Below are 12263 nucleotides of genomic sequence, written 5' to 3'. Positions count from 1 at the left end.
GTGTAGTTAAGAAATCCTAACTACACAGTAATCAAACTATTTATAACTTCTTTGTGTTAACTTAACATTCTCGAATACTAACTCTTCTTTGTGAAGAACTTCTGGTTGACCTTCACCTTTGTATTCCCAAGCAGCTACATATGCGAATTCTTCGTCATTACGTTTTGCTTCGCCTTCTTCAGTTTGAGATTCTAAACGGAAGTGACCACCACATGATTCTGAACGATTCAAGGCATCATCAACCATTAATTCACCTAATTCTAAGAAGTCAGCAACACGGCCAGCTTTCTCCAACGACATGTTCATTTCTTCGTTCTCACCTAATACGTTTGCATTAGACCAGAATTCTTTTTTCAAGTCTTGGATCAATCCTTTAGCTTTAGTCAATCCTTCAGCTGTACGTGCCATACCGCAGTATTCCCACATGATGTGACCTAACTCTTTGTGAATATCATCAACTGTTTTAGTACCACGAAGTGATAATAATTTGTTCACGTGATCTTCAACTTCTTTGCGTGTTTGCTCGAAAGCAGGGTGATTTTTATCAACAGGAGCAAATGATCCTAAGTTTGCTAAGTAGTCACCTACAGTGTAAGGAATTACGAAGTAACCATCTGATAAACCTTGCATTAATGCCGAAGCACCTAAACGGTTAGCACCGTGATCGGAGAAGTTAGCTTCACCTAAACAGTATAATCCTGGTACAGTAGTCATCAAGTTGTAATCAACCCATACACCACCCATTGTGTAGTGAACAGCAGGGTAGATACGCATTGGTTGTTTGTATGGATTTTCGTCTGTGATTTTGTGGTACATGTCAAATAAGTTACCATATTTAGCACGTACAGTATCTTCACCCATACGGTTGATCGCATCAGCGAAATCCAAGAATACAGCGAAACCAGTTTTACCAACACCACGACCATCATCTACCATTTCTTTCGCGTTACGAGATGCCACGTCACGTGGTACCAAGTTGCCGAATGAAGGGTATTTACGCTCCAAGAAGTAATCTCTGTCGTCTTCTTTGATGTCAGCAGGTTTCAATTCACCTTTACGCAATTTTGCTGCTAATTCTTTTGTTTTTGGTACCCATACACGACCGTCATTACGTAATGATTCAGACATTAACGTTAATTTGGATTGGTGATCACCTGTTACAGGGATACATGTAGGGTGGATTTGTGTATAACAAGGGTTCGCGAAGAATGCACCACGTTTGTGTGCTCTCCAAGAGGCCGTTACGTTACAACCCATTGCATTAGTCGATAAGAAGAATACGTTTCCGTAACCACCTGTACATAATAATACAGCGTGTCCTTCATGCGTTTCGATTTTACCAGTTACTAAGTCGCGGGTTACGATACCTCTTGCATGACCATCAATTTTCACTAAGTCCAACATCTCGTGACGAGTGTAAGATTGAACTTTTCCTTTGTGGATCTGACGGTTTAATGCTGAGTAAGCACCTAATAATAATTGTTGTCCAGTCTGACCACGTGCGTAGAACGTACGGGATACTTGTGAACCACCGAATGAACGGTTATCTAATAAACCACCGTATTCACGTGCAAAAGGAACACCTTGAGCCACACATTGATCGATGATGTTTACTGAGTTTTCTGCTAGACGGTGTACGTTTGCTTCACGCGCACGGTAGTCACCACCTTTAATTGTATCGTAGAATAAACGGAAAACAGAGTCACCGTCATTTTGATAATTTTTAGCAGCATTGATACCACCTTGGGCAGCGATCGAGTGCGCACGACGAGGTGAATCTTGGTAACAGAAAGTTTTAACATTGTAACCAAGCTCTGCTAAAGAAGCAGCTGCAGAAGCACCTGCTAATCCTGTACCTACTACGATAATTGTAAATTTACGTTTGTTGGCAGGATTCACCAACTTCATGTTGAATTTATGTTTTGACCATTTCTCGGCTAATGGGCCTGCTGGTACTTTAGAATCTAACATATCTTTATTTTTAAATAGAGATTACTAACCTTTGAAAAAGAAATACAATGGCATCGCTGCGAATGCAATAGGGATAATCACACCAAATACCCAAATACCAACTGATCTAATGAATCCAATATATCTTTTGTGGTTGAAACCTATTGTTTGGAATGCTGATTGGAAACCGTGAATTAAGTGGAATGCTAATGCTGCCATTGCAACCAAGTATAATAATACGATTAATGGGTTTTGAAAAGTATAAGCTACTTGCTTGTACAAGTCTTTCGTTTGGATAGTTTCAACACCATCGTTTACGAAGATTTTATAACCATCGTAGTTTGACGGTAATACGTCAGACGAAATCGTTTGACGATTTCCGGTTACAATCTCAGTGTTGTATTCGATATAAGGTGTTGTACCGAATTTGTACTGAAACCAGAAGTGCTGCATGTGTGTAGCTAAGAATACTAAGATGATAGTACCTAAGATACCCATGTTGCGTGAATTCCATTTGCTGTTTTCATTTCCTGCTTTTTGGTTGTACCCAACTGGTCTAGCAGCTTTATTCTTAATCGTTAAGACCAAGGAGTAGACAGCGTGGATGACAATAGAAGCATAAAGTAAGTATGAAACTACTTTAATAGGAGCGAATTGCGACATGAAGTGCGCGTAATTGTTGAATGCATAGCCTTCGTCATTCTTAAATAACTGTAAGTTACCAATCAAGTGAATTACCAGGAATGTACATAAAAATAGTCCTGTTAAGCTCATGATTAATTTCTTGCCTATAGAAGAACTAAATAGCGGCTTTGATTTACTACTCATTATCCTTAAATGTTTAAATTTTTCTTGCAAAAGTACCTAATCATTATTAAAAATGACTTTAAACGCATAAAAAAGATGTAATTTAGAATTGTTCTAAACCACCTAAAGTTAAATAAAAATAGTCGCATTCGGAGCGAAATGCGACTATTCATATTTGATGTTTTTTTATTTTTCTTTTACTTCGAGCGTGGCATTATTATTTCCAGCGCTGACATCTACCGTTAGGATATATGATTTATCTTTTGCGATAGTTTTGCCAGTTAGTAATCCTAAGTTACCCGAGTCTCTACCGTTGCTTCCATTTCCGATGAAAATCAGGTCACTAGTGGTGCTGATGCTGGATCCTCCAAATTCACCGCCCCAGTTTTTTTGATGGAAAAACTTGAAGTTGATGAAGTCCATCCAGACCGTCTGATCACCAGTGACGGTAATTTGATATTTTTTATTTCCGATAGGGGCGAGACACAGTGCATTGTCTGGATTCCAACCTACTTGATTGGTCGCTACTGCCGGTTTTCCTATACCTTCACCAATAATCCATATGGCCCCCGTTCCATCAGCTTGTAATGATGCAAGGTCATTACCAGACATCGCTTCGATGATAAAGTATTTCTTGGCGAAATCGGCTGTAATACGGTATTTGCCATTAATTACATTAGAAGTGAGGTTGCCGTCGGTATCTTGACTGAAATAATCAGTATCTATCCACCACTCGCTTAAATCCTCAATACCATCGATAGTAATTGGCTCCCCTTTATTGATCATCAATTCGACTTTATATCGATTATCATCAATACGAGTGAATACCTGTCCATTCAGTGCATAGGCTATGATAAATGGCGATGCTTCGTAAGTCAGCGTATTGAACTGAATCGTGTAAGTCCCGGAAGTGGAGTTGGAAAAAGGAATTTCATTAGTATTTCCCAAAGCTATTTCATTATTAAGCCAACCAAACTGCATCACATTTCCATGGCTTCCCACTTTTGGTGTTTGCAGATAGCCCTTTACCGAGAACGGTAAATTTTCTGTCAAAGCGTATGTGTTGTCTGCTTGTTTAAGCAATTTGTACGTTTTGCTCGCGGTAATAAGCTCGATATACGGGAAATCTGGACGAGTGATCGGCAGATCCACTATTTTTTCTGCCTTTTTTTGTGAAATATTTTCCACAATGAATTTCAATGTGGCTGTTCCGTTCGGAATATTCTTGTAATAAGGAACATAGATCTTGCCACGGTATGTGCCAGGTTGCTTGGTCCGTATCACCATTTCGCTGACTAAGTCATCCGTAAAGTACAGCTGTGCTTTTAGCGTGGACAGGTCAATCTGTGAATCATTCACCTCGACTTCAAAAGACAGGCTATCGCCAAATAAAGCTTTGCTTACATCGGATTTGATCGCTAAAGTAGGATCGCCGACTTGGTACTCGTACGATTTCTCTTTTTGACAAGAGAGCAGTGTAGCCATGTACAGCAGCGATGTGAAAATGTAATAATTAAATCTTTTCATAACACAATAAATTAATTACTCCACTTGAAAGAAACAACAGACTTGGAGGGCACATCGTAGCTAAAGTGTTTTGTACCATCACTTAATGTTATTTTACGGTTTTCATTCGCATCATTCATGAGCACCATAGCGTAGGAGTTATCTGGATTTTTGAATGCAGCATATTCTAATCCGGTAGCTGTATAACCTTCAGTACCGATGCGTACTGCGCCAGGTTTTACCACGGACGAAAGGTGACTAGTAACATAATAATGCGAATTGCGAGATATTGATTTATAATTTTTGCTATTGATATCCACCGCGCCGTAGCAGGTCTGACAGCCTCCATCGCGGTTCGGACCTTTTTCAGTGTCCAGCATCAGATTCCATACAATGACAGCTTTACTCCAATTGTTGACCGTGCCAAGACCTACCTCACGCATGTCATCCGTCAGGCGTTTTTCTAAATTATGACCTTCATTCCATTCACCAATAGATGTTTCTGTGAAAACAAGCTCTTTGTCAGGGCGTTGGTTGTGAATATTCAACAATTCAGCTTTGTCGCCTCCATAATTGTGGTATGCAGCACCACTGATATAGGCTGCAGCTGCCGGATCGTTATAGATGTTGATGGGGTAATTTTTCTGATCCTCAATGTTGTCGTAATTATAATTATGGTCAAAAGCATAAATCTTTGTCTGTAGATTAGCAGCTTTCAATTGTGGACCTAATGCCACTTTAATGAATTTTTGCTGCTCTTGCCATGTCATATACATAGAAGCAGAATTACCGCGGTTTAAAGGCTCATTTTGTATCGTGATAGAATGAATATTGATACCTTCTTTTTTCATTTCCTCAATCCAGCGTACAAAGTACCATCCATAATCTTGATAATATTGCGGATTTAGTTGTCCGCTTGTCCATGAGCTGAAAGGTTGCAGATCCGTCAGGTTGTTTACTTTCATCCATCGCGGCGCAGTCCAAGGTGAGCCCATGATTTTGAGATTGGGGTTTATTGCCAATATCTCTTTCAAAATAGGAATTACATAATTTTTCTCTTCCTCCTGAAGGGCGAAATTCTCTTTACCCGGTGTATCCCATAATGTGTATTCACTTAACGAAAAATCCGAACAGCCAATGGAAATACGAATATAACTCATGCCCAGCCCCTGGCTTTCGGAGAAAGTTTGGGTAAGAAACTGGGTGCGATCTTCTTTGTTCATTTTCATTAGGTTATAGCATGTCGAACCCGTGATTGCAGCTCCAAATCCATCCATAGTCTGGTATTGTGTCGCTGGCAAAAGTTTGATGGTATTGGGTGACATATTGAATTTATCACTGAAGTCCACATATAATTTGGTCAGATCGTATGCCCGATTATTGGTGGTCATAAGAACTGATATATCACCGGAAGTTGTTGTTTTTTCTTTTTCCGAAGGAGTAAAACTATCTCTTTGACATGAAGCCGAAGCCGTGAGTAAGCAAGACAATAAGAGTGCTTGTAGCATATTTTTATTATTTAAAAATTTCATAACATCAATTATTAATAACCTGGATTCTGTACTAGATTAGGATTTTGATCTATTTTGCTCTGAGGAATAGGTAATCTGTACGAATTCTCATTGAACGGATATACTAACGGCCTTCTGCCACTATCTTTTTTGAAAACTTCATTCATAACCGTTTCTACTTTGTCCAAACGGACCAAATCAAACCAGCGCTGTCCTTCGAAGGCGAGTTCTAATCGGCGTTCTTTTAGTAAGGTATTTAACAAATTTTCCTTACTTGATTTGTCAGCTGATGACAATTTCGGAAGACTAACGCGTGTGCGTACTTTGTCAATGATTTCCGCTGCAGCAGTAAGATTGGGTGCGTTTTGTTGGATGAGTGCTTCTGCCTTCAGTAATAAAATATCGGCATACCTAAGTTTGATGATACTGCTCATTCCCGAGCGCAGTTTAAACATAAATGGGTAATGCGACGAAGGGTAATAATTGCTCCAAGTCGTAGTGTAGTATACGATCGACTGATTCATACGAATCACGTCGCCTTCGTTTTGGTACGTTTGAATGAGATCACGAGATGGAGTTACCCATTTTGCCCAAGTAAAGTTGACTTCGTAATTGGACAAATCTCTACCAAACATCCATGATACCCAGTTGCCCGATCCGGGCATAAAGTGTGCTTCTAAAATAGACTCCCGGGTATTGCGCTGCGCCAAATCTTTATTATCGGCAGTAAGCGCGTATAAATCGGCATAGTTGGGATTCAGATCAAATCCATCAGCTGCTAATGCATCCGCATATTGAATTACTTTGGCATAATCGCGAATAGGCTTCTCTGCATATACTTTTGCCAGCAAGGCTTTAGCTACGGACTTTGAGAACTTTGTTTTATCGACATTGTTGTTGTCTGGCGCATCCACCAAAGCCTCTAGCAAGTCTTTCTCGATTTGTCGATAAGCCTCTTCTTCGGTGCTTTGCTTAGGGAAATACTGTGGATAAACCTCCGATACGTTTTCGCCCGTAATATCCGGAGCTACTGTCGTCACAACTGGTATGGATCCGAAGATGCGTACCATATCAAATAGGACCAAAGCACGAAATACTTTGGCTTGAGCCTTGTACGATTTAATAAGAGCAGGAGAGAGGCTATTGTCCGCGACACTATCGACAAAGATGACCAATCGATTTGCGCGCGCAATATCTTCCAAATAGCGCGACCAGTCTCGGTCTACGACAGAATTAGAGCCTTCGATAGAGTTGTTTTCAAAAGGAACGACTTCTGCTCCTGTCGTACCCGCATAAGCATTGTCAGCATGTGATTCGGCGATCAGTAAGAGGTCAAGATACCAATGCTCTTGGCGGTCGCGCAATTGCTGATACAAGGAATTTAAATAATTATCAACCGATGCCCTGTCTTTAAATACAATTGGCTGCCCCGATTGACTTTCACCTTCACTCACATCCGAATAACTCTCCAAAGGATCTCTGACGAGTGAGCAAGAATTAAAAATACTTACGCAAAGCGCTAATAATAAAGGGTATATTATAAATCTTTTCATGATCCTTCAATTTTAAAATACAAGATTTAATCCGAATACAAATGATCTACTGTGCGGATATGTGCCCCAATCGATACCTTGTACGGCTCCGTTGCCTCCCCACTGATTAACCTCTGGATCCATACCTGTGAATCGGGTCAGGGTTAGTAAATTGCTCGCAGAAAAATAAGGTTGTAGTTTGTTAATACCTAGTCTTTTTAATCTATCGGAGTGGAAGTTATAACCCAGGGATATGTTTTTCAATCTTAAATAACTTCCATCTTCGATAAAATAACTTGAATTTTTCATGTCATAACCGGCCTTAGGCACATCCGTAATCTGTCCAGGTATTTTCCAGCGATCCAGTACTTTGGTGATTTGATTTTTGCCATCATACATGCCTTCCATTTCCATACGGCTGGCATTGAAAATATCGTTGCCATACGTGCCTTGTATGAAAATACTGAGGTCAATATTATTCCATGAAAAATTATTGGTCATACCGTAGGTAAACTTAGGATTTGGGTCACCAATGTAAGTTCTGTCTGACGAAGAAATTTTGCTGTCACCATTCAGATCTCTATACATCAATTCGCCTGTTTCTGGATTCACACCATCCGAGATGTATCCAAAAAATCCACTTAATGGCCTACCAGGTTCATTTCTTACGACAAAATCATTTACTACATCAACGGTTTTAGCGTTATAATAGATTTTTTGCAGTTCCAGTTTGTCTAATCTATTGCGATTGAATGAAATATTGAAATCTGTATCCCAAGTCAATGCATTCTGAATGTTTTTGGTATTTACCGCGACCTCGAAACCTCTATTTGTCATTTCGCCTTCATTCCTACGGATAGTCTGCGCGATCTGTCCTTCAGGTAGAGATACATACATCAGCATGTCGGTCGTCTTCTTATGGTAATAATCCAACGTCACGGAAAGACGATTACCAAGACCTGCAAAGTCTAAACCAATATTAGATTGGGTTGTTGTCTCCCAACTCAAATCCCGGGTACGAAGGTTGGCAGGGCTAATATTAGGCACCGCATTTTCAAATCCTACTTGAAACCATTGAAAACGTTCGATATTGTAAAGTTGTAGGTACGAATAATCACCTAAGCCGGATTGGTTACCTGTTTGTCCCCATCCACCACGGATTTTCAGGTCATTGATCCAGTTCACGTCTTGTAGAAATGCTTCGGATGACAATCTCCATGCCGCAGAAAATGACGGGAAATAACCCCATCTGTCATTTGGATTGAGTTTGGAAGACCCGTCAGCACGCATATTGGCTGTAAATAAATACTTTCCATCATAATTGTACATGGCACGCGCAAAATGGGAGAATAAAGCCCAATTGGATCCTCCACTACCTGTGCCGTTCCATGCTATTTTATTGGCAGCATTCAAAGTCTGGATGATCTCATTTCTGAAGTGTGATCCATTGATATAGCTATTCGAATATTTTGAATCTGTCCATGATGATCCAGCCATAGCCTCGATACTGTGCTTGTCAAAGGATTTGCTATAGGTGAGGACGTTATCCCATACAATAAGGCTGTTCGTATTTCGAAAATCGGAAGCTGTACCAAATTGACTTCTTCCCCATACAGACGAGATTGGATCTAGAAACGTAGTATTTAAGCCGTGTCTCCGGTCTAGGGTTAATGTCGATTTGAATTTTAATTCCGGGAGGAAAGTCACCGTCGCGCTGCCCGACGCTAACAGTCTATTTTCCCTATTTTTATTATACTTGCCGCGAGCCAAATTCTCCAACGGGCTAGTGATGTTACCGATACCATAAAAATTGTTATAATAGCGCTCGGGATAGATTGGATCCCAAATAGGAGCGTATACCGGCGTATTAATTACCGAAAGCACCACACCGCCCCGGTTAGAGCCTGTGCCCGATATGATTCCATTGTCATTATAGTCGGAGTAGTTAATATTGGCAATTACTTTAAGCCAATCGCGCACATTATTGTCGATGTTGGCTCTGAAGTTATAACGTTTGAAAAAAGAACTTTCTAAAATCCCTTTGTCCGACACATAGCCTCCTGAAAGATAGTACTTAAGTTTCTCCGTACCGTCGGAAATAGAAAGTTGATAATTTTGTAATGAACCCACCTTGTATGCCTCTTTGAACCAGTCGGTCTGGTCGGTCAATCCTAACGGGAGATTCACCAATCCGATTTCTTCCTGCAATTCTCTATACTGTTGGGTATTTAATACTTCGAATGAATTGTTTACCACGTTGGCTGTGTACTGCGCATTCAGTGATATTTTTGCTTCACCAACAGTACCGGATTTCGTCGTAATCAGGACAACTCCGTTAGCTGCTCTGGAGCCATAAATGGCAGCAGAAGAAGCATCTTTCAGGATTTGGATATCCGTGATATCATTCGGTGATAGAAATTTAATATTTTCTACGGGAACACCATCTACGACATACAATGGATCGTTGCTCGCATTGAAAGATGTTGTACCCCGTACGCGAATAGACATCTCAGCACCTGGCGCCCCATTGGGCTGAATCACCGATACACCTGCGGCTCTGCCTTGTATGGCTTGTCCTACATTTACGATAGGTCTTCTGTCCAGGTCCTTAGTTGATACCGATGAGATAGCTGTAGTTACATCCTTTCTTTTTACACTTCCATAGCCAATTACTACTACATCCTCTAGCACATTGTCAATGGGATCTAGCGAAACGACCATCTCAGCACTGCTGCTTGGTAGCTCTTTTGTTTCGTAGCCTACGTAGGAAAAGACCAAAATGGAATTTGGGGATACGGAAATTTGAAAATGGCCATTGTTATCAGAAGTAGTACCTGATGTGGAGCCTTTTTGTAAAACACTTACACCCTGCAAAGCGAGGGAGTTTGTCGCATCCATTATTCTTCCGCGCACCACTCTTGTGTCTTGTGCCTGCGCATTAGAAAATACACACAGCAGAGCAATGAATAGATAGAACAATGGTATTTTTCTTTTAATAAAAAATAACATAAGAAAATAGAATTGGTTATCTTAAAATAGGCAATTATCCTTGCGATAGAGTTTCCTGTTCCATCGTTATATAAAGCTATACATAGTATTTAAAACTATAAATACGGGAAGTTTGAAAAGTACTTGTTTTTAAATTTAACTATCAGTTATTCAGGATTTTAGGAGTTTATTAAGCGCCAAAAAAGTACTTGATTTGATGGTTTATCTGTCGATTTTTCCTATATTTTTGACCAAATCTTCAAACTGTGTGCGGTCAACTGCGGCCTTATTTCGCACTTTGGTTCGGTAATTATACACCGTGCGTAATGAATAGCGCAAGAAACTGGCAATTTTCACACTATCATCAATACCTAATCGTATCAAAGCAAATAAACGCAGTTCAGTGTTGAGGAGTTCCTTATCCTTAAGTAGGATGCGTTCATCTTCCCGCAGCAGGCTGTTGAAATCGTCGACAAAAGTAGGATAGAGGTTTAGGAAAATAGAGTCAAAATTTTGGTACAGTTCCGCGGTTTCTTTTTCGATAAGCGATGTAGACTTCAGACTGTTGATAAGCTCTTGCGTTTGATTGCTGGTCGCTTTCTTTAGCACGGTTTTGCGAAGTGTGTCGATTTTTTCGATGTACGATGAGCACATGTCAAAAAACTGCGCTATATACTCTTCTTTAATATGGTTGGATTCCGAAAGGGCCAAATTTTGATTGTGAATATGTGTATTCAACTCGCGCAGCTTAGCATTGGTCGCCGAAAGCTGCGTTTTAATGTTTTTAAGTGTTTTATTTTGGTTGATGATAAATACAAATCCGCCAATCAGAATGAGTGAAAGTATACTTATGAGCACCAAGTTGACGATTAATTTTTTGCGTTGGTCATCAATTTCTTTCTGGTAGGCTGCATTTATTATCGGATAGAAGAGCGTTCCTTCGATAATGCGGTAGCGCATATTGCAAAAAGTGGCATCTTTGATTGATTTATCAATGGTCTTGAATGCATGATCGATATTTCCGGTTTCGTAATAGGTTAATGCCAAGTCCTGTAAAGATGCATTGTCCTTGTTGGCTAATTGTATATCTGCGATGGCTGATTTGGTGAAATAATATTGCTGCAGATCGGTTTCGCCATTGTATTTGTACACCAATCCCAGAAGATAATTTATTAGTGCAGTGTTTTCTAAGGAGCGCTTGGTGTCATTGATTAATGTCAAAAAGGACTTTTGTGCTTCCTCTCTATCTCCAGCATATAGTTTTTTTATCCCTAATTCTAATTTATAGTCCAGGGAATTTTTGTCTAATATGTGCAACAATGAATCACGATAGCGTTCACTTTTCTGGTAAAATTCCGTTCCATCATTGCTCTGCCCATATTGACTATAAAAAGATACATGTGTAGCATAATATTTCGCCAGTAATTCGTTCGGGATATTATTTCGATCTAAGGTTTCCAATAAATCCAATGCCGCAATATACTTGCCCGAAGAAGAATACAGCGCAGCGAGATCGAGATCTACTTGGTAAAGGGTGAAAATGTCCTGCGCGGGCACCAAACTTTTGCTGATGTTGAGATAAATTAAGGCTGAATCTGTTTGGAATTTTTTATAGGCCTGAAAAAGTTGATAGGACAAATCGAAAGTTTCTTTCGAGCCTTTTTTTTTCGCCATTTGAGCTTTGAGATTGTTAATTTCTTTGATTCTTTTCTGGTGAAAAAAATCTTCTTTTTTCAATACAGCTTCAAATTCTCTTTCTACATTTTTTAATTGTGCTTCATCTTGCCCCAAGGTAACTAGACAAGTATACATCAGAAAAAATAATAGGAGATAGCGAATCATCAGAATTTATATTAAATCAGTTTAGTTAGTGATTCACTAGTGTCCCATTAAAATCGGGACGTTTTAAAAATTAAACAAATTTGGCCCATTAAGGCTAGCTCGTTCTTTGTCATTTTGAAATTTAGTT

General features: G+C 39.7%; 7 protein-coding genes. All 7 read right to left on the bottom strand.

The features are described 5' to 3' along the window. Window positions 1-36: 36 nt before the first annotated feature. The 7 genes from EDC17_RS09690 to EDC17_RS09660 all read right to left on the bottom strand — a co-directional run bounded on the left by EDC17_RS09690 (window position 37) and on the right by EDC17_RS09660 (window position 12136). Complete coding sequence (locus EDC17_RS09690; RefSeq protein WP_132777882.1) at window positions 37-1971, bottom strand: fumarate reductase/succinate dehydrogenase flavoprotein subunit; 1935 nt, start codon at window positions 1969-1971, stop codon at window positions 37-39. Window positions 1972-1995: 24 nt separating this feature from the next. Beyond that, complete coding sequence (locus tag EDC17_RS09685) at window positions 1996-2778, bottom strand: succinate dehydrogenase cytochrome b subunit (RefSeq protein ID WP_132777881.1); 783 nt, start codon at window positions 2776-2778, stop codon at window positions 1996-1998. Window positions 2779-2943: 165 nt separating this feature from the next. Then, window positions 2944-4284: a DUF5125 domain-containing protein gene (locus EDC17_RS09680; protein ID WP_132777880.1), complete on the bottom strand. Its 1341-nt coding sequence runs from the start codon at window positions 4282-4284 to the stop codon at window positions 2944-2946. A gap of 11 nt (window positions 4285-4295) precedes the next feature. Continuing rightward, on the bottom strand, window positions 4296-5771 hold the full coding sequence (locus tag EDC17_RS09675; protein ID WP_243646111.1) for a glycoside hydrolase family 30 protein: 1476 nt from the start codon (window positions 5769-5771) through the stop codon (window positions 4296-4298). Between the two features lie 35 nt (window positions 5772-5806). Then, window positions 5807-7327 (bottom strand): RagB/SusD family nutrient uptake outer membrane protein, encoded by a 1521-nt coding sequence (locus EDC17_RS09670; protein ID WP_132777878.1) that lies wholly within the window; start codon window positions 7325-7327, stop codon window positions 5807-5809. Between the two features lie 12 nt (window positions 7328-7339). Further along, entirely contained in the window at window positions 7340-10315 is a 2976-nt protein-coding gene (locus EDC17_RS09665; RefSeq protein ID WP_132777877.1) for a SusC/RagA family TonB-linked outer membrane protein, read from the bottom strand. Between the two features lie 201 nt (window positions 10316-10516). Further along, window positions 10517-12136, bottom strand: a complete 1620-nt coding sequence (locus EDC17_RS09660) for a DUF6377 domain-containing protein (protein ID WP_165894397.1) — start codon at window positions 12134-12136, stop codon at window positions 10517-10519. Window positions 12137-12263 lie beyond the last annotated feature (127 nt).

This window comes from Sphingobacterium alimentarium (assembly GCF_004342685.1).
In the GTDB taxonomy this organism is placed as follows: Bacteria; Bacteroidota; Bacteroidia; order Sphingobacteriales; family Sphingobacteriaceae; genus Sphingobacterium; species Sphingobacterium alimentarium.
This window is presented reverse-complemented; position numbering and strand designations above follow the sequence as displayed.

Excerpts from the sequence above, each read along its gene's own strand:
- EDC17_RS09680 (WP_132777880.1), bottom strand. The coding sequence starts at position 4,284 with ATGAAAAGATTTAATTATTACATTTTCACATCGCTGCTGTACATGGCT.
- EDC17_RS09670 (WP_132777878.1), bottom strand. The coding sequence starts at position 7,327 with ATGAAAAGATTTATAATATACCCTTTATTATTAGCGCTTTGCGTAAGT.
- EDC17_RS09685 (WP_132777881.1), bottom strand. The coding sequence starts at position 2,778 with ATGAGTAGTAAATCAAAGCCGCTATTTAGTTCTTCTATAGGCAAGAAA.
- EDC17_RS09690 (WP_132777882.1), bottom strand. The coding sequence starts at position 1,971 with ATGTTAGATTCTAAAGTACCAGCAGGCCCATTAGCCGAGAAATGGTCA.
- EDC17_RS09665 (WP_132777877.1), bottom strand. The coding sequence starts at position 10,315 with ATGTTATTTTTTATTAAAAGAAAAATACCATTGTTCTATCTATTCATT.
- EDC17_RS09660 (WP_165894397.1), bottom strand. The coding sequence starts at position 12,136 with ATGATTCGCTATCTCCTATTATTTTTTCTGATGTATACTTGTCTAGTT.
- EDC17_RS09675 (WP_243646111.1), bottom strand. The coding sequence starts at position 5,771 with ATGCTACAAGCACTCTTATTGTCTTGCTTACTCACGGCTTCGGCTTCA.